Origin of the sequence: uncultured Stenotrophomonas sp. (assembly GCF_963519925.1) — a bacterium.
Classification (GTDB): Bacteria; Pseudomonadota; Gammaproteobacteria; order Xanthomonadales; family Xanthomonadaceae; genus Stenotrophomonas; species Stenotrophomonas maltophilia_AE.
The window spans coordinates 40,889-59,669 of the sequence record NZ_CAUQPH010000008.1; the positions used below are offsets into that span (position 1 = coordinate 40,889).

Sequence of the window (18,781 nt, forward strand, 5' to 3'; positions counted from 1 at the left end):
GGAACCGCACCACCCCATGGACACCACGCTGACGCTGACCACCGACATGAAGCTCGTCCTGGGGCTGGTCGGCTTCACGATGGCGATGTTCCTGTTCGAACGCATCCGCGCCGACGTGGTGGCGCTGGTGGTGCTGGTGGTGCTGGGCGTGACCGGCCTTATCGCGCCGGAGGAAATCTTCGGCGGTTTTTCCGGTAACGCGGTGATGAGCATCATCGCCACCACCATCCTCGGCGCAGGGCTGGACCGCACCGGCGCGCTGAACCGGCTGGCGGCATGGTTGCTGCGGCGCGGGCATGGCGTCGAAACACGGTTGCTGATGATGACCACGGCCATTGCCGGGTTGAACTCATCGTTCATGCAGAACCCGTCGGTGATGGCGCTGTACCTGCCGGTGGCGTCGCGGCTGGTGGCGCGCACCGGGCTGACGCTGCAGCGCCTGCTGCTGCCGATCGCCGCGGCGATCGTGATGGGCGGTGCGCTGACCATGGTCGGCAATTCACCGTTGATCCTGCTCAACGATCTGCTCGCATCGGCCAACAACAACCTGCCCTCGGGCCTGGCCACCATCGAGCCGCTGCGCATGTTCGCGCCGCTGCCGATCGGCCTGGCCCTGCTGGTCGCGTCGCTGCTGTACTTCCGCTACTTCGGCGACCGCAAGCTGGTGGAAGAGGAAACCCTGGCCAACGACGGGGTCACCCCGGCCCGCACCGAAAGTTACTTCGCCAAGACCTACGGGATCGAGGGCGACGTGTTCGAACTGGTGGTCAGCGCCGAAAGCCCGCTGGTGGGCATGACCCTGGGCGAGGCCGAAACCGTGCACGATGCGCCGCTGATGCTGGCGCTGAAGACGGGCAACGACACCCGGCTGGCGCCGCCGGCGGAAATGCGCATCTGGGTGGGCAGCGTGCTCGGGGTGATGGGCAGCCGCCAGCAGGTGAGCGACTTCGCGCAGAACCAGTTCCTGCGCATGTCCTCGCGCCTGAAGCACCTGGGCGACCTGTTCAACCCCAGCCGCGCCGGCATTTCCGAAGCGGTGGTGCCGCCCACCTCCGAGGTGATCGGCAAGAGCGCGTCGGACCTGCGGCTGCGCAAGCAGCGCGGCATCAGCCTGCTGGCGATCAACCGCGACAAGCAGGTGATCCGCGAAGACGTGCGCAATGTGCCGCTGCGCGCCGGCGACATGCTGGTGTTCCACAGCATCTGGACCGATCTGGCGCAGGCGGCCAAGAGCCGTGACTTCGTGGTGGTGACCGACTACCCGAAGGGCGAGCAGCGGCCGCACAAGTTCAAGATCGCGATGTCGATCTTCGCCATCACCATCCTGATCGCGCTGACCTCCCGGCTGCCGGTGGCGCTGACCCTGATGACCGGCGTGGCCGGCATGCTGCTCACCGGGGTGCTGCGGATGGACGAGGCCTACGCCTCGATCAACTGGAAGACGGTGTTCATGATGGCCGGGCTGATCCCGCTGGGCTGGGCGATGGACAGCAGCGGCGCGGCGGCGTGGGTGGCCGGGCATACCATCGACCGACTCCCGACCGGCATACCGGTGTGGGTGCTGGAAATCGCGTTGGCGCTGCTGACCACGGTGTTCTCGCTGGTGATCAGCCATGTGGGGGCGACCATCGTGATGGTGCCGATCGCGGTGAACCTGGCCCTGGCGGCCGGCGGCAGCCCCACCGCCTTCGCGCTGATCGTGGCGCTGTCGGCATCCAACAACCTGATGACCGCGTCAAACCCGGTGATTTCGATGATCACCGGTCCGGCCAACTACACCCCGCGCGAGTTGTGGCGGGTGGGTGCGCCGCTGTCGTTGATCTACACCATCGTGGTGGTGGCGATGATCAACCTGATGTTCTGAGTGGTGTACCGACCAACGGTCGGTACCTACCGGTAGATGCCGACCGTTGGTCGGCATGGCACAGGTAGATGCCGACCGTTGGTCGGCATGGGCTCACGCCAGGAATACCTGCCCGTCCCGCACGTCCAGCGCCACGCTCCGCAGCCGGTCGCCCTTGCACGGGCCCGCTACGCATTCGCCATTCGTCAGCGAGAACGACGCGCCGTGCGCGGCGCAGACCAGGTCCCCGGCTTTGCTCTTGAGGAACTGGCCGGGCGCCCAGTCCAACCGACGGCCGGCGTGCGGGCAGATGTTGAGCCAGCCCCGCACGCGCTCACCCTCGCGGTACAGCACCAGCGGCTCGTGGTCGCCGTCGATGCAGGCCTCGGCTTCGGCAAATCCCCCATCCGCAATGCGTTCCAGGGCGATCAGGGCAGCGGCGGGAGCATCGGAAACGGACATGAAAACGCGATCCAGGACGGGATGCGGCATTGTCGCACGCCCTCATCTGGCTGGCTCCGCGATGAACACAAGTGCTTGATTTCAAATGAACGAGCGTCGGGATTAACGTATTTTTCACTCAATGACAGAACGGTGCCGGGATACTGGCACTTCGCTGACTTCAGCCAAAGAACCGCCATGTACAACCGATTCCAGTTCAACCAGTTCCGCTCCCTGTTTGCGCCGCGCAAGCCGCGCCATCCGTTGGTGCGCGTTGCGGTGGGTCTGCTCGGTCTGGCGATCCTGGCCGCCTTGGTGTTCGTGGGCGTGTTCGTGGGCGCGGCGATGATCATTGCCGGCGTGGCCTGGAAGCTGCTGGCCAACCGCCGCCAGGCGGTGCGTGCGGCCGACCCGCAGGTCGTGGAAGGTGAGTACCGCGTGGTGCGCAAGCAGGCGCTGCCGCTGTCGCGTTGAGGCTCTCTTGCCGACCAACGGTCGGCACTACATGGGCGGCTCCGTCCGACATTGTTGCCGACCAACGGTCGGCACTACACTGCCAGCATCCCCTGTTTCTGGATGCGCGCATGACTGATGTAATCCCCACGCCCGAGCCGACCCGTATTCCCGTTGCGGGTGGCGGTACGTTCCCGGTGCGCCGCGTGTACTGCGTAGGCCGCAACTTTGCCGACCATGCCAAGGAAATGGGCGCCGCCGTTCCCGCCGCGGATGATCGCGGCCGCCCGATGTTCTTCAGCAAGCCGGCCGATGCGATCGTAGTCGACGATGTGCATGTCATCCCCTACCCGCCCGCCACCCACGACCTGCACCACGAAGTGGAGCTGGTGGTGGCGATCGGCCGTGATGCGCCGGCGGGCGAGTTGCCGGTCGTACAGGCAGAGGCGCTGGTGTTCGGCTACGGCGTGGGCCTTGACCTTACCCGTCGCGACCTGCAGGCGGCGGCCAAGGCCAAGGGCCATCCGTGGGATTCGGCCAAGGGCTTCGACTATTCCGCGCCGGTCAGCGAACTGGTACCGGCCGGTGAAGTGGGCGATCTTGCCGCGCTCAACCTGTCGCTCGAGGTCAATGGCGAAGTCCGCCAGCAATCGCTGCTGGACCAGATGATCTGGAACGTGCCGGAGATCCTGCACGAGCTGTCGAAGCTGTGGGCGCTGCGCGCCGGCGACCTGGTGTTCATGGGCACGCCGGCCGGCGTAGCGGCGCTGAAGCCGGGCGACCGTTTCAGCGCGCGCCTGGAAAACGTGGCCGAGCGCCACGGCGTCATCGCCGGATGACGACACGCACCGCGTTACGCTGCAGCGTCCTTTGATATCCCCCGTTACAGGAGAACCCGATGGGAATGCTGACTGAGTTCAAGGAATTCGCCATGCGTGGCAACGTCATCGACCTCGCGGTCGGTGTGGTCATCGGTGCGGCGTTCGGCAAGATCGTCACCGCGCTGGTGGACAAGATCATCATGCCGCCGCTGGGCTGGCTGATCGGCCGGGTGGATTTCTCGGAGCTGGCGTGGACTCTGGCGCCGGCACGCGTGGCCGCCGATGGCACCGAGATTCCCGCCGTGGTGATCGGCTACGGCGATTTCCTCAATACGCTGGTGCAGTTCATCATCGTGGCGTTCGCGATCTTCCTGCTGATCAAGGTCATCAACCGCGTGGCGCGGAAGAAGGAAGCAGCGCCGGTGGCGCCGAAGGAAGAGATCGTGCTGCTGCGCGAAATCCGCGACAACCTGAAAAAGTAAGAACGTTGTGACGGCGTACCGACCAACGGTCGGTACCTACCGTGGCGGGCGTGCCGCGCGCGTGCGGTACCCCGGTGGCGGGCGTGCCGCGCGCGCGGGGTACCAGCCGGCGCGCGTCGTCCGGGTTGGTACGGCCCTTGGCGGGCATGTCGCGTATATGCGGGTAGGCGACGACCGTTGGTCGTCGCCGAACCACCGATGGAAATCAGCATCCGCACAACCATGACCTTGCGCCCATGTGCGCGGTGGACAGGCTGCTAAGCTCGGTGGCTTACGCCCTGTTGCCCCGGAGTTCGTCCCATGCGTCGCCGCGTCCTTGCCATCGCATCTTCCCTTGCCCTGCTGGCCGCTCCGGCGTTCGCCGCGACCGGCACCACCACCCTGCCGCCGAAGTCGCTGGCCACTGCCGCTGAACTGCGCGAACAGGCCCTCAAGGACGACACCGGCTGGAAGGTTGTCGAGTCGCTGACCACCGAAATCGGTCCGCGTATTGCCGGCAGCGAAGCCGACGCCCGCGCCGTGGCCTGGGCCGAGGCGAAATTCAAGGCACTCGGCTTCGACAGGGTCTGGAAAGAACCGGTGACCTTCCCGAAATGGGAGCGCCGCAGCGAACACGCGCAGGTGACGGGCAAGCACGCCCAGCCGCTGGCGATCACCGCACTGGGCGGCAGCCCGGGCGGCACGGTCGAGGCCGAGGTGGTGCGCTTCGCCGACCTGGCCGCCCTGCAGGCCGCGCCGGAAGGTTCGCTTAAGGGCAAGATCGCCTTCGTCGATTACCAGATGACCGCCTACCGCGACGGCCGTGACTACGGCAAGGGCGGCGCGGTGCGCAGCAAGGGGCCGTCCGAGGCGATCCGCAAGGGCGCGGTCGGCTTCGTGATGCGCTCGGCCGGTACCGATTCGCACCGCGTCCCGCACACCGGCATCACCCGCTTCGACGACGGCCTGACCCCGGTGCCGTCGGCGGCACTGTCGGTGCCCGACGCCAACCAGCTGGCGCGCCTGGTCGCGCTGGGCCCGACCACGGTCAAGCTGAGCCTGGATTGCGGCTGGGACGGCACCGCCACGTCGTACAACGTGATCGGCGAGATCACCGGGCGCAGCCTGCCCAAGGAAGTGGTGGTGATCGGCGGTCACCTGGATTCCTGGGACCTGGGCACCGGCGCGATCGATGACGGTGCGGGCGTGGCACTGACCATGGCCGCCGGCCACCTTATCGGCCAGCTCAAGCAGGCCCCGAAGCGCAGCATCCGCGTGGTGGCGTTCGCCAACGAGGAACAGGGCCTGTACGGCGGCAAGGCCTATGCCGAAGCGCATGCCAAGGACATCGCCCTTCACCAGCTGGCCGCCGAGAGCGACTTCGGTGCCGGCCGCATCTATGCCTTCAACACCGGCTCGCCGAACCCGGAGGGATCCCGCGAGGCCACCCGCCAGATCGCCGAAGTGCTGAAGCCGCTGGGCATCGAGTACGTGGCCGACAAGGGTGGCCCGGGCCCGGACATCGGTCCGCTGGCGGCCAAGGGTGGCGCGTGGGCGTGGCTGGCGCAGGACGGAACCGACTACTTCAACCTGCACCACACCGCCGACGACACGCTCGACAAGATCGAGCCGGCGGCGCTGGCGCAGAACGTGGCCGCGTACACGGTGTTCGCCTACCTGGCCGCGGAAGCCGATGGCAGCTTTGGCAGCGAAGCGAAGGCGACCACCCCGCCGAACGAGTGACAGCGCAAAGCGCTGTCACCTGGTAGAGCGGACCGTTGGTCCGCTGCACGTTGACCCAACGGCAGCCGTCTAACAGACGGCTCTACCCCCCGGCGTTATCTCAGCCATACGGTGCTGGCCGGCAGCGTGACGTTGTCCGGCCGGTACACCGGGTCCTGCCCCGCGCCGCGCGAGGCTTCATAGTTACGCAGGGCGGCCAACGCCGGCTTCTGCAACAGCAGCAGCGCGATGATGTTGAGCCAGGTCATCAGACCCACGCCGATGTCGCCGAGCGACCAGGCCACGGTGGCGGTGTTCAGCGCCGAATACAGCATGGCGCCGATGAAGCCGAGGCGGAACAGCGCCATCACCCAAGGCGAATGCCGGTTGCGCACCAGGTACACCACGTTGGTTTCCGCGGTGTAGTACAGCGCCAGGATCGTGGTGAAGGCGAACGGAATGATCGCCAGCGCGATGAACGAGCGCCCGAACCCCGGCAATGCCGATTCCACCGCCTGCTGCACGAACCGCGGCCCGGCTTCCAGCCCGGGTACGTTCGCCACGATCCACTGCGACGGCACCGCCGGGTCATACACGTTGTACGCGCCGGTCGACAGGATCAGGAACGCGGTGGCGCTGCACACCACCATGGTGTCGATGTACACCGAACACGCCTGCACCAGACCCTGCTTGACCGGATGCGAGACCTCGGCCGCTGCAGCCGGATGGGCACCGCTGCCCATGCCGGCTTCGTTGCTCATCACCCCGCGGCGCACGCCCCACTGGATGGCGGTGCCGATCATGGCGCCGAACGCGGCGTCCTGGCCGAACGCACTGCGCAGGATGATGGCGAACATCTCCGGTACCGCGTCCAGGTTCAGGGCCATCACCACGGCGGCAACCAGCAGGTAGCCCAGCGCCATGAACGGCACGATCACCTGCGCCACCTGGGCGATGCGGCGTACGCCACCGAAGATCACCATCGCCACCACGGTGCCGATGCCGGCGGCCGTGATCCAGCCCGGCAGGGCCCACGCTTCGTCGAGTGCGCTGACGATGGCGTTGGACTGGGTACCCGGCAACAGCAGGCCACAGCCCACCACCGTGCTCAGCGCGAACAGCACCGCATACCAGCGCTTGCCCAGGCCCTTCTCGATGTAATACGCCGGCCCACCGCGATACATGCCCTTGCTGTCGCGCTGCTTGTAGATCTGCGCCAGCGTGGATTCCACGAAGGCGCTGGAGGCGCCCAGGAACGCCACGATCCACATCCAGAAGATCGCACCGGGTCCCCCGTAGGCGATGGCCATGGCCACGCCGGCGATGTTGCCCACGCCGACCCGGCTCGACAGCGACAGGCTCAAGGCCTGGAACGAGGACACCCCCGCCGCCGAGCTGCGGCCCTGGAACATGAGCTTGAGCATTTCAGGCAGGCCACGCAGCTGCACGAAGCGGGTGCGCACGCTGAAATACAGGCCCACCAGCAGGCACAGCCCGACCAGCGCGGGACTCCAGACGATGCCCAGCAGGCGGGCGACGATATCCTCGACGCCCATCAGAAGAACATGCCCAGCGCGACCTGCGGATTGATGTAACTGCCGGTGTTGCGCCCGGCCACGGTGAATTCAACTCCGGCGATCAGGCCGACGCTGGGGCTGAAGTGGTATTGCACGGCCGGTGCGAGGGTAACGTTGCGGCTGCCGGGGCGGCGCTCGTCGAAGCGTTGCATGCTGCCGTCGGCAGCGGGCGCGTAACCGCTGAGGTGGCGGTCGCTCTGGCGGCTCACGGCAACCTCCATCACCCCCACCCACTTCGGGTTGAAGCTGTATTCGCCGGCCGCGGACAGGCCGATCAGCGAGCCCGGCGCGATGTTGCCGCGGAATCCTTCAGGGGTGCCGTAGACGCTGTGGTCGTTGAGCGCCACGCGTGCCGGCGCGGGGCTGGCGCTGAGCTGGCTGCGCCAGCGCAGCGGGCGGCCGTTGGGCAGCCATACCACCTGCTGCACGCCCAGGCCGAAGGTGGTGCGCTGCACGCCGTCGCCCTGCGCATTGAGCGGGTTGCCGTCGATGCGGTCGTAACTGCCGGTGGCGTAGCGCTGGCTGAGCGACACCGACACCGCCGGGCGCGTGCCGTCGGCACTGGGCGCCTGCAGCAGGTACTGCACCATGGCGGTGGTATCGCCGGCGCGGAAGCCACGGCTGCGGTCGCTGCCGGTCTCGGCGCGCGATGCGCTCAGGTTGACCTGCGCGGTGACGCGCTGGCCCAGGCCGTAGGCGATCGGCACCACGGTCAGCCACGCGCTGCTGCGGCCGTCGCTGTCATGCCGACGGCCTTCGCCGTCGAAGTAGCTGTCGCTGTTGATCCGCACCAGGTAGGGCTCGATGAACAGCCCGCCCTTGGGCATGCCGGCCGGGTTCGGGGTGATCAGCGGGCCCATGAAATTGACGCCGTCGAGCGTGCGCTCGTCGGCGGACGCGGCGGCAGGCAGGCACAGGCCGGCGATCAGGGCGGCGATCAAGGCGGAACGGGATGAGCGAAGGGAGCGCAGCGCAATGGGCTTCATGGAATGCCTCCGTGGTGACGGGTGGATGCGGCGGGCCAATCCGCCGCACCGGCAATCTGCACAGGAAGCAAGCCGTTAAATATCGGTAAATCACGCGATTGTGGGGTTCTGTGCACGGGCGCACACGCGAACAGGCTCATCGCGCCAAACACGGTTGCAGGCAGGGCCAGACCGCTGGACGCGCTACAGGAAATCCATCGCGGACGGCCCGAAACGACGCTTCGGTCGAAGCACGAAATTCCCATTTCCAGGCGTGGTTTGTCGCATGTCACCCGCAGGCGTGCAGCGGGCGAAAAAAAAGCCCGGCCAGAGGGCCGGGCTACCGGGATTCATCACACCCCACGCGGTGAGCGCCACGGACAGACCGTGATCCGGACAACGGCGCCGCACTGGGTGGGTGTCTCTCCTCACCTACGCAGTGCAGTGCTGCTTTTCACTGTGGCGCAGCAGGATCGCTGCACACCATCCGAAAAATCCGAATCCCGTGTAAGCGTGACTTCATTGGAGAAGTCGATCACATCACGTGGGGCAGCGCGCGTTTGCGTTGCCCCGTTCAAAGCACGACGACCAGCGGTCGTCGTCTACCTTTGTGCGTACCAGTGCGACAACAGCACCGCCGTTGCCGAGGCAACGTTCAGACTTTCCACCGCACCGCTGCCCGGAATGGAAACCTGCATGTCGCAGGTCTGCGCCAGCGCGCGATCCATGCCTTCGCCTTCGGCGCCCATGACGTACACCAGCCGTTCCGGCAAGGCGCACTTGAACAGGTTGTCGCCGCCGTCCACCAGCGTGGCGGCCAGGCCGAACCCGCCGGCGCGCAGTGCCTCCATCGCCTGCGGAAGCGCCGGCAGGCGCACCAGCGGCACCGCCTCGGCGCCACCTTCGGCAACGCGCGCGGCCGCGCCCGACAGGGCCAGCGTGGAATCGGGCGGCAGCAGCAGCCCGGCCACGCCGAAGTGCGCGGCCGAACGCAGGATCGCGCCGAAGTTGTGCGGGTTGCCAACGCCATCCAGCCACAGTGCCAGCACCGGCTTCCGCGCCGGCAGTCCATCCAGCCATTCCGGCAGGGTCAGCATCGGCGCCCGCACCACGTCGGCGACCACGCCTTCGTGGTGGGTGGTGGCAGCCAGCTTGTTGAGGTCGCCCTCTTCCACCACGCGGTAACCAACGCGGTTGGCCACGCACCACTTCAGCACCGGCTGCATGCGCGGGATCAGCGCGTCGGCCAGGTACAGCTTGCGCAGCGCCTGCGGGCGGCGCTCGAACATGGCCTGCACGGCGTTCCAGCCGTACAGGCGCAGTTCGTCGTTGCCGCGCCCCGGCGGTGGCGGGGTGCCGCCTTCGCGCGGCGGCAGCGGGGTGGCCCGCGGCGGTCGCGACGACGGGCGGCGGGCGTTCTTCCAGGGATCATTCACTACGGGACGGCTCCAGCTTGCGTTGACGCCAGAAATCGGCGTTCTTGATGCCCAGGGCATCGGGGTCGAAGGTCGGATCCAGGCCCAGCTTCTTCTGGCGCTCGTAATCGCGCAGTGCGATCAGGGCCGGCTTCTGCACGATCAGGATGGCGACGATGTTCAACCACGCCATCAGGCCCACGCCGATGTCGCCCAGCGCCCAGGCCATCTTGGCGTTGTGGAAGGCGCCGAACACCACCATGCCGATGATGCCCAGGCGCAGCGCGAGCACGGTCAGCGGGCGCTTGCGGTTGTGGTTGAGGTAGCTGAGGTTGGTTTCGGCCATGTAGTAATAGGCCATGATGGTGGTGAAGGCGAAGAAGAAGATCGCGATCGCCACGAAGCCCGAACCCCAGCCCGGCAGCACGGTTTCCACCGCGGCCTGCGCGTAGCCTGCGCCTTCGGCGACACCGGCCAGGCCGGCGAACACCGGCTCGGCACCCGGGGTGGGCGAGTACACGTTGTAGGTGCCGGCGGCCAGAATCAGGAACGCGGTGGCGGTGCACACCATCATGGTGTCGAAATAGATCGCGAACGCCTGCACGTAGCCCTGCTTGGCCGGGTGCGAAACCTCCGAGGCCGCGGCCGCGTGCGGGCCGGTGCCTTGGCCGGCTTCGTTGGCGTAGATGCCGCGCTTGACGCCCCACTCCACCGCCAGGCCCATCATCGCGCCGAACGCGGCGTGGGCGCCGAAGGCGCTGCTGAACACGGTACGGAACATGTCCGGCACGCGGTCATAGTTGAGGATCATGATGACGATGGCCATGAGGATGAAGCCGGCGGCCATGAACGGCACCACCACTTCGGCGAAGTTGGCGATGCGCTTGACGCCGCCGAAGATCACCACGCCCAGCAGCAGGGCGACCACGATGCCGATGCCCAGCTTGAAGGCCTGCACCGATTCCATGCCCATGAACTGGCCATCCAGTGGCCCGCACAGCGAACCGCCGCGGCAGGAATTGATGATGCTGTCAGCGATCGCATTGGCCTGCACGCCCGGCATCAGGAAGCCGGCCGCGACGATCGTGGCCATGGCGAAGGCCATCGCATACCACTTCAGGCCCATGGCCTTTTCGATGTAGTACGCCGGGCCGCCACGGTAGCGGCCTTCGGCATCCTTGGTCTTGTAGATCTGCGCCAGGGTGCACTCGATGTACGAGGTGGATGCGCCGAGGAAGCCCATCACCCACATCCAGAAGATCGCACCGGGGCCGCCGAAGGCGATGGCGGTGGCCACGCCGGCGATGTTGCCGATGCCCATGCGGCCGGCCATGGACATTGCCAGCGCCTGGAACGAGGACACGCCGGCGTCGGACTTTTCGCCCTGCACGGTGAGCCGGCACATTTCAAAGAATCCGCGCAGCTGCATGAAGCGCGTGCGCACGCTGAAGAACAGGCCGGCAGCCAGGCACAGGAAGATCAGCGCCTTGCTCCAGATGATGCCATTGATGAATTCAACTACTGCTTCCACGCGCTCTCTCCAGTCGGCGGAAAATGAAGGACGTCCCGTCGGCTGGAAGGGACCCGGTCGATTCTCCACCATAGCGCGCCAGCCCGATAGGGCCGATTGATCAACCCGGCGGCTGCCGCCACGACCAACGGTCGTGGCCTACCATCGCTCGGCGCTGGCAGAATCACCGCGCCAGGTGCCGCTTCGCGCCGGCGGCCCCTCTACGGTAGGTCCCGACCGTTGGTCGGGACGAAACTCGACGGCCCTCAGTCCACCCGTTCACGCACGCGGGCGAACCGGCGCAGGTCGTGCAGCTGGCCGCGCTTGTAGACCGCGCAGCGGGCGGTGCCCTCTTCCTGGAAGCCGTTGGCCAGCAGTACCCGGGCCGAGCCTTCGTTGAAATCCAGCACCTCGGCCTGCAGCCTGAACAGGCGCAATTCGTCCATCACCCACGGCGCGAACAGGCCTACTACGCGGGTTATCCAGCCCTGCCCCCAGAGCGCCCGGCCCAACCAGTAGCCCAGTTCGGCGCTGTGCCCACGCTCGGCCACGCCCGGCTGGGCGCCGATGCTGCCGCAGGCGGCGCCTTCGATCTCGATGGCCAGGCTGAGCGTACCGGGGGCCAGGATCCGGCCAGCGAGGAACGCCTCGCCGTCGTCGCGGGTGTAGGGGAACGGGAAGCGGTCGCGCAGGCCGCGCGAGACCGCCTCGTCGTTGGCATGCCGCAGCAGGGACTCGAGGTCGTCACTGCGCCAGGGGCGCAGCACGAATCCGTCGCCTTCCAGCCGCAGCGGGCGGTCAGGCATGGCCGCCCACCGACGGGGTGTCCGCTTCCTGCTTCTCCAGCTCGCGGGCCACGGCCTCGGGCGAGCGCGTGTACGGGGCCAGCAGCGAATAGAAGGCCGGGACCACGAACAGCGACAGGAAGGTGGAGACGGTGACACCGAAGATCACCACGATGCCGATGGTGCCGCGGCTGGCCGACCCCGGGCCGCCGGCGACCACCAGCGGGATCGCACCGACCACGGTGGCAATGGAGGTCATCAGGATCGGGCGCAGGCGCACCATCGCCGATTCGACGATGGCCCGGTGCACGTCGCGGCCTTCGTCGCGCAGCTGGTTGGCGAATTCGACGATCAGGATGCCGTTCTTCGCCGCCAGCCCCACCAGCATGACGATGCCGATCTGGCTGAACAGGTTGATGGTGCCGCCGCTGACGTACAGGCCAAGCAGCGCCCCCAGCACGCCCAGCGGCACGGTGAGCATGATCACCAGCGGGTGGATGAAGCTTTCGAACTGCGCGGCCAGCACGAGGTAAACCACCAGCAGCGCCATGGCGAAGGTCAGCAGCACGGCGCTGCCGGCGTTCTGGTATTCGCGCGATTCACCCTTCCAGTCGATCTGCGCGTGCTGCGGCAGTTCTTCGCGCGCGGTCTGCTGCGCCCAGGCGATCGCTTCGCCGAGCGGATAGCCCGGGGCCAGGCCGGCGCTGATGGTGATCGAGCGCAGGCGGTTGAAGCGGTTGAGGTTGCCGGCTTCGGCCACTTCGCTGAGGGTGACGAGGTTGGAGAGTGGCACCAGTTCGCCGTTGCTGGCGCGCACGCGGATGGCGGCAAGGTCGTCCGGCGAGGCACGGCCTTCGCGTCCGGCCTGCACCAGCACGTCGTACTCCTCGCCGTTGTCGACGAAGGTGGTGACGCGGCGCGAGCCCATCATGGTTTCCAGCGCCGAACCGATCGCGGTGACCGAGACGCCGAGGTCGGCGGCGCGCTGGCGGTCGATGTTCACGCGCATCTGCGGGCGGGTTTCCTTGTAGTCCGAATCCGCGCCGACCAGCCCGGGGTTGTCGGCCATGCGCTCGAGCATGCGGTCACGCCACTGGGCGATTTCGGCGTATTCGGGGCCGCCCAGCACGATCTGGAACGGCTGCCCGCCACTGCGCACGAGGCCGCCGCCGACCTGGGTGCGCACGCGCACGCCGCGCATGGTGTCTAAATGCTTCTGCAGTTCGGCAGCGACGTCGGGGGTCGCGGTGGCGCGTTCACGCCAAGGCTGCAGGAACACGCTGATGCGGCCGGTGTGCATTTCCTCGCTGGCGCCGAAGCCGCCGGGAACCCGCGGGTTGGCGCGCACGATGGGTTTGCCCTCGCCGACGAAGTCGCCGACGATCTTTTCCACTTCCTGCACCTGGCCGACGGTGTAGTCGTAGCCCGCGCCTTCGGGACCGTCGATCATGATCTGGAACGAGCCACGGTCTTCGGCCGGGGCCAGCTCGGACGGCAACACCTTCAGCAGCAGCGCGCTGGCCGCCAGCGACAGCACCATGACGGCCACGTAGATCCAGATCCTGCCGACGTGGGCGTCGAGCACGCGGCCGTAGGACGCCGAGACGCGGTCCAGGTTGCGGTTGATGAAGCCGTGCAGGCCCTTGGGCGGCTGGCCGGTGTGCGGCTTGAGCAGCTTGGAGGCCATCATCGGGGTGAGGGTGAGCGACACGAACGCGGACAGCGCGACCGCTGCGGCCAGGGCGACCGCGAGTTCGCGGAACAGGCGGCCGGTGTTGCCTTCGAGGAAGCCGACCGGGAGGAACACGGCCACCAGCACGGCGGTGGTGGCGATGACCGCGAACGCGACCTGCGCGGTACCGCGTTTGGAGGCCACCAGCGGCGGTTCGCCGAGGTCGATGCGGCGCTGCACGTTTTCCACCACGACGATGGCGTCGTCCACCACCAGGCCGATACACAGGACCAGGGCGAGCAGGGTCAGCAGGTTGATCGAGAAGCCGAAGGCGTACAGGGCGATGAAGGCGGCGACCAGGCAGACCGGGACGGTGACGGCGGGGATCAGTGCGGCGCGGAAGCTGCCGAGGAACAGCCAGATCACCACCAGCACCAGCAGCATGGCCTCGACCAGGGTGGCGTAGACGCGGTCGACGGCGGCTTCGATGAAGGTGGTGTTGTCGAAGGCGACGAAGATGTGGGTGCCTTCGGGCAGGGTCTGGCCTACGCGCTCGGCTTCGGCGCGGGCGGTGCGGGCGACGTCCAGCGAGTTGGCGGTGGAGGTCTTGACGATGCCGAGGCCGATGCCGGGTTCGCCGTTGCTGCGGTAGTAGGCGCGGCGCTCGGACGAGGCCAGTTCGATCTTCGCGACATCGCCCATGCGCACGACGTAGCCGTCGGCACCCTTGCCCAGCGGGATGGTGGCGAAGTCTTCGGGCTTTACGTAGTTGCGTTCGACGCGCAGGGTGAAATCGCGGTCGGCCGATTCGATGCGGCCGGCCGGCAGTTCCACGTTTTCGTTGCGCAGTGCGGTTTCCACGTCGCCGACGGTGAAGCCGCGGGCGGCGAGCTGGTCGCGGTCGAGCCAGATGCGCATGGCATAGCGCTGGCGGCCGCCGATGCGGACCTGGGCGACGCCGTCGAGGCTGGAGAAACGGTCGACGACGTAGCGGTCGGCGTAGTCGCTCAGCTCCAGCGTGTTCATGCTGGAGGAGGTCATGTTGAACCAGATGATCGGGTCGGCGTCGCTTTCGACTTTGGCGATTTCCGGCGGCCGCGCTTCTTCGGGCATGCGGTCGGCGACGCGACTGACGGCGTCGCGCACGTCGTTGGCGGCGGCTTCGATGTCGCGGTTGGAGGTGAATTCGATGCTGACCTGGGAGCGGCCGTTGGAGCTGCGGGCGTTGATGGTGTCGATGCCTTCGATGCCGGCGAGGGCGTCTTCGAGCACCTGGGTGATGCGGCTTTCGATGACGGCGGCGGAGGCACCCGTGTAGTCGACGGAGACCGACACGATGGGCGGGTCGATGGCGGGCAGTTCGCGCAGGGTCAGGCGGGTGAAGGACATGATGCCCAGCACGACCAGCAGCAGACTCATCACCACGGCAAACACGGGCCGCTGGATGGAGATGTTGGAGAGTTTCATCCGGCGCGGCCCGCAGGTGCGACGGTGGTGGTGGCGCCGGCGGGTGCACGGGGGCTGCCGGCCGGTGCGGGGGTGGTCGCCTTTTCAGCCGGTTCGTCGGCCGGGGCGGCGCTGTCGTCCACTTTCAGGCCGGGGCGCAGTTTGCCGGTGCCGTCGATGACGATGCGTTCGCCGGCCTTGAGGCCTTCGCGGATTTCGACGACGCCGGAGCGGCGCGCGCCGCTGACGACGTCGACGCGTTCGACGGTATGGTCGGGCTTGACCCGGAACACGAAGGAGTCGCGACCGACCTGGACGACGGCGATTTCCGGGATGACCAGCGCCTGGCGCTCGGGGCGGAACATGCGCACATCCAGCAGCATGCCGGGGCGCAGGCTGTGGTCGGCGTTGATGAAGTCGGCGCGCACGGTGACGGCGCGGGTGCCGGGGTCGACACGGGTGTCGATGGTGGCGACTTTGCCGTCGAAGGTACGGCCGGGATAGGCGACGCTGGTGGCGCTGACGGTGTCGCCTTCGGTCAGTGAGGCGAGTTCGGCTTCGGGAACCTGGAAGTCGACGTGCATGCGTTCGATGTCGTCGAGGGTGGCGATGACGGTGGTCGGTGTGACCAGGGAGCCTTCGCTGACCTGGCGGATGCCGAGGACGCCGGCGAAGGGGGCACGCACGCGGCGGTCGCCGATGTCGGACTGCATTTCGCGGACGCGCGCTTCGGCGGCGTCGCGGATGGCGCGCTGGGTGTCGAGGGTGGCGCTGGCGACGAGCTGCTGGGCGGCGAGTTCGCGCTGGCGTTTGTAGAGCTGGTCGGCTTCGGCGAAGGTGGCCTGGGCCTGCAGGAGGGCGGCTTCCTGGGCCTGGCCGCGCAGGGTGACCAGGGGGGTGCCGGCGGAGACCTGCTGGCCGCTGTCGAAGTGGACGGTTTCGATGATTTCGCTGACTTTGGCGGTGATGGTCACCGATTCGCGGGCCTTGGCGGTGCCGAGTGCCTGCAGGGTGTCGCTCCAGGCCGAGGTCTGTACGACCTGGGTGGTGACGGGCACGATTTCGGCCTGCCGGCGGGCGGCTTCGTCCTTGCTGCCACAGCCGGCCAGGAGGACCAGGCAGAGGCCAGCTACGATGCGCGCGGTGATGCGTCCCGACATGAAGTACAACCCTTGATGTTCCACGACCGCCGAGTGTAGCGGCGACACCTGTCAGGCATATGTGCCAAGCGTTTACCGGGGTCTTCACATCGCCTGGTAGCAGGCGCAACGCCTTTCGTGCTGGGGTATGGCGGGCTTGTAACGGCGTGTGTCAGCGCATGTCGGTTTGCGTCTCCGGCGTAACGTGCAGCGCGCTCGGCGGTAGGGTCGGTTCCCAAACGACCGCCGACCCTGCTGATCGGTGCGGTAACGCATGACCCTGGCCGAAGCTGGCGTTTGCGGTGGCCGTGGAAGAGCTGGAGCCTGCGCCGATCATGGTCATGCGTTACCGGGTGCTGGAGCGTTCACGGCGGTCGTTCGGGAACCGACCCTACCCGTGTGGCGTGCCCGTGTCGTGCCGACCAAGGGTCGGCACCTGCCTCAGTACGTGTAATTTACCTTCATCCACAGCGTGCGGCCGGGTTCGTTGATGCGTACCGGGTCGGCCGGGAAGCCGAAGTCGGCGCTGCCGGCGAGGTTGAGGTGTTCGCTGTAGGCGCGGTCGAACAGGTTGTCGATGCCGGCGCTGAGCTGGAGTGCGTCGCTGAAGCGGTAGCCCGCGTTCAGTGCGAACGTGGCGAAGCCCGCGCTGGGGCCGAGGTCGCGGGCCACTACATTGCCCTGTCCGGTCGCGATGCGGTGCTGGTGGGTGACGGTGCGGGCCAGTGCGCCGGCGCTCCAGCGCACGCCTTGCCAGCCGGCGCTCAGGCGGGCCTCGAGCGGCGGCATCTGCGGGAGGGCGCTGCCGTCGGTGCGGTTTTCGCCCCAGGCATAGGCCAGGGTGCCGCCCAGCTTCCAGCCGTGCGCGAGGGCGATGTCGGCGCCGGCTTCGGCGCCGGCGATGCGGGCGTCGACATTGGTCGCCTGGGTGCTGCTGCCCATCATGCCGCCGTCGCGGTAGGTGAACAGGATGTAGTCCTGCAGGCGGCCGGCGTAGGCCGAGACCCAGGCGTTGAGCCGCTCGGTGCGGTACTGCAGCCCGAGGTCGAGCTGGGTGGTTTTTTCCGGCTGCACGCTGCTGAAGGCGTTGATGCTGCCGACCGGGCCCATGTCGGGGGAGAACAGTTCCCAGTAGTCGGGCATGCGCTCGCTGTGGCCGATGCCGGCGTAGGTGGTGAGTGCGCTGCCCAGGTCACGCTCGATGCGCAGGAAGCCACTGCCCAGGCTTTCGCGGCGGGTCTGGCCGGCGGTGGGGTTGGGCATGGCCATCATGCCGGCGCTGGCGCGTTCGTCGGTGACCTCGGCGCGGTCGATACGCAGCCCGCCCACCCAGCGCTGCGGGGTGCCTTCGCCGAGGGTGACTTCGGTGAACATGCCGCGATTGCGTTGGCGCGCGTCGGTCGCCCACGGGGTCTGGCGGTAGGTGTTGCGGCCCATGCCGCTGCGGCTGCGGTGGCGGCTGTCGAGTGCGTCGAGTCCGGCGACGATGGCGATGTCCTGCCAGCGCCACTCGGAGGCGATGCGGCCGCCGGTGGTGCGGCGGTCGACGTTGGCGGCCATCGGCATGGGCATGCTGCTGTCCGGGTTGGGCGTGCGCAGGGTGTAGTTGTCCATCAGGTGGTCGGCGTCGTTGTAGTAGACGTTGGCCTGCAGTTTGTCCCAGGCGCCGGGCAGGTTGTCGCGTTCGAAGCGGGCGGCGTAGCTGGTGCGCTTGAAGGCGGCGCCGTCCATGCCGCGACCGGCGTAGCGGGCGATGGCATCGCCGGTACCGGCGGAAAACTCGAGCACGGTATCGGCATCGGGGGTCCAGCCGAGGGCGACATCGCTGTTCCACTTGCGCCATCTGGAGGGCACGACGTCGCCGTTGCCATCCTCGTAGTCGTCGGCTTCGGAGCGGTTGCCATTGACCCGCACGTAGCCCTGCGAGGCGCCGGCGGTGAGGTCAAGCACCTGGTCGTTGCGGTTGCGCGAACCGACCAGTGCGCTGGCGTCCAGGTCGATCCCCGGGGCGTCAAAGCGCGGGGTGTCGCGCTCGAAACGGATGGTGCCCGCCGAGGCGCCTGCGCCCCAGCGCACGCTCTGCGGGCCCTTGATGATGGTCAGGCGGTCGAAGGTTTCCGGGGCGATGTAGGACAGCGGGTTGTCCATGCGCGAGGGACACGCGCCGATGAGATTGCCTTCGTTGCTGACGATGTTCAGGCGGGAACCGAACATGCCGCGCAGCACCGGGTCGCCATTGGTGCCGCCGTTGCGGATGGCGGCAAAGCCGGGCACGGTCTTGAGGTAGTCGGCACCGTCGCTGGCCGGTACCGGCTGGCGCGGCAGGCGCGGGTCGGTGACCCACTGCAGCGGCGAGGACGGGGCACTGGCGGTGACCACCAGGGTGTCGAGGGTGCGGGCGGGGTCGCGTTCGGCGGCGTGCAGCGGCAGCGCGGCCAGGGCGAACGAAAGCGAAACAGACAGGCGCGTCAGTGCGCCCGCGCTGCGGGACGTCAAGGTCATGGTGGAACTCCGGAAAACGCACAGGTGCA

The 18,781-nt window shown here is 67.7% G+C and carries 14 protein-coding genes; 5 read left to right on the forward strand and 9 right to left on the reverse strand.

Annotated features, from left to right (window positions below):
- Positions 1-16 precede the first annotated feature (16 nt).
- The gene (locus RWO33_RS03095; RefSeq protein WP_314101897.1) at positions 17-1,864 is read left to right on the forward strand and encodes an SLC13 family permease; all 1,848 of its coding nucleotides are present in this window, start codon (positions 17-19) and stop codon (positions 1,862-1,864) included.
- A gap of 93 nt (positions 1,865-1,957) precedes the next feature.
- On the opposite strand, the gene RWO33_RS03100 is transcribed toward RWO33_RS03095, so the two are convergent.
- Complete coding sequence (locus tag RWO33_RS03100) at positions 1,958-2,305, reverse strand: Rieske 2Fe-2S domain-containing protein (protein WP_314101899.1); 348 nt, start codon at positions 2,303-2,305, stop codon at positions 1,958-1,960.
- A gap of 177 nt (positions 2,306-2,482) precedes the next feature.
- Between RWO33_RS03100 and RWO33_RS03105 the strand changes: the two genes are divergently transcribed.
- The 4 genes from RWO33_RS03105 (at position 2,483) to RWO33_RS03120 (ending at position 5,762) form a co-directional block, all read left to right on the forward strand.
- Positions 2,483-2,758: a hypothetical protein gene (locus RWO33_RS03105; RefSeq protein WP_314101901.1), complete on the forward strand. Its 276-nt coding sequence runs from the start codon at positions 2,483-2,485 to the stop codon at positions 2,756-2,758.
- Between the two features lie 110 nt (positions 2,759-2,868).
- Positions 2,869-3,576: a fumarylacetoacetate hydrolase family protein gene (locus RWO33_RS03110; protein WP_314101903.1), complete on the forward strand. Its 708-nt coding sequence runs from the start codon at positions 2,869-2,871 to the stop codon at positions 3,574-3,576.
- 59 nt (positions 3,577-3,635) lie between these two features.
- Entirely contained in the window at positions 3,636-4,040 is a 405-nt protein-coding gene (gene mscL / locus RWO33_RS03115) for a large-conductance mechanosensitive channel protein MscL (protein WP_314101905.1), read from the forward strand.
- Positions 4,041-4,340: 300 nt separating this feature from the next.
- Complete coding sequence (locus RWO33_RS03120; RefSeq protein ID WP_314101907.1) at positions 4,341-5,762, forward strand: M28 family peptidase; 1,422 nt, start codon at positions 4,341-4,343, stop codon at positions 5,760-5,762.
- A 95-nt stretch (positions 5,763-5,857) separates the two neighbouring features.
- On the opposite strand, the gene RWO33_RS03125 is transcribed toward RWO33_RS03120, so the two are convergent.
- From RWO33_RS03125 to RWO33_RS03160, 8 genes are all read right to left on the reverse strand, one after another.
- Positions 5,858-7,297, reverse strand: coding sequence for an alanine/glycine:cation symporter family protein (locus tag RWO33_RS03125; protein WP_314101909.1), 1,440 nt, complete (start codon positions 7,295-7,297; stop codon positions 5,858-5,860).
- Positions 7,297-8,304: a hypothetical protein gene (locus tag RWO33_RS03130; RefSeq protein WP_314101911.1), complete on the reverse strand. Its 1,008-nt coding sequence runs from the start codon at positions 8,302-8,304 to the stop codon at positions 7,297-7,299. Before RWO33_RS03130 ends, RWO33_RS03125 begins: the two co-directional genes overlap by 1 nt.
- Before the next feature lie 581 nt (positions 8,305-8,885).
- Positions 8,886-9,719 (reverse strand): TrmH family RNA methyltransferase, encoded by an 834-nt coding sequence (locus RWO33_RS03135; protein ID WP_314101913.1) that lies wholly within the window; start codon positions 9,717-9,719, stop codon positions 8,886-8,888.
- Positions 9,712-11,229, reverse strand: coding sequence for an alanine/glycine:cation symporter family protein (locus RWO33_RS03140; protein WP_314101915.1), 1,518 nt, complete (start codon positions 11,227-11,229; stop codon positions 9,712-9,714). The genes RWO33_RS03135 and RWO33_RS03140 overlap by 8 nt, the downstream gene beginning before the upstream one ends.
- Before the next feature lie 245 nt (positions 11,230-11,474).
- Positions 11,475-12,014: a GNAT family protein gene (locus RWO33_RS03145; protein ID WP_314101917.1), complete on the reverse strand. Its 540-nt coding sequence runs from the start codon at positions 12,012-12,014 to the stop codon at positions 11,475-11,477.
- A complete protein-coding gene (locus RWO33_RS03150; protein WP_145479352.1) occupies positions 12,007-15,132 on the reverse strand; it encodes an efflux RND transporter permease subunit in 3,126 nt (1,041 codons plus the stop codon). Before RWO33_RS03150 ends, RWO33_RS03145 begins: the two co-directional genes overlap by 8 nt.
- On the reverse strand, positions 15,129-16,271 hold the full coding sequence (locus RWO33_RS03155; protein ID WP_314101919.1) for an efflux RND transporter periplasmic adaptor subunit: 1,143 nt from the start codon (positions 16,269-16,271) through the stop codon (positions 15,129-15,131). Before RWO33_RS03155 ends, RWO33_RS03150 begins: the two co-directional genes overlap by 4 nt.
- A 420-nt stretch (positions 16,272-16,691) precedes the next feature.
- Positions 16,692-18,752 (reverse strand): TonB-dependent copper receptor, encoded by a 2,061-nt coding sequence (locus tag RWO33_RS03160; protein WP_314101921.1) that lies wholly within the window; start codon positions 18,750-18,752, stop codon positions 16,692-16,694.
- Between the last annotated feature and the right edge of the window lie 29 nt (positions 18,753-18,781).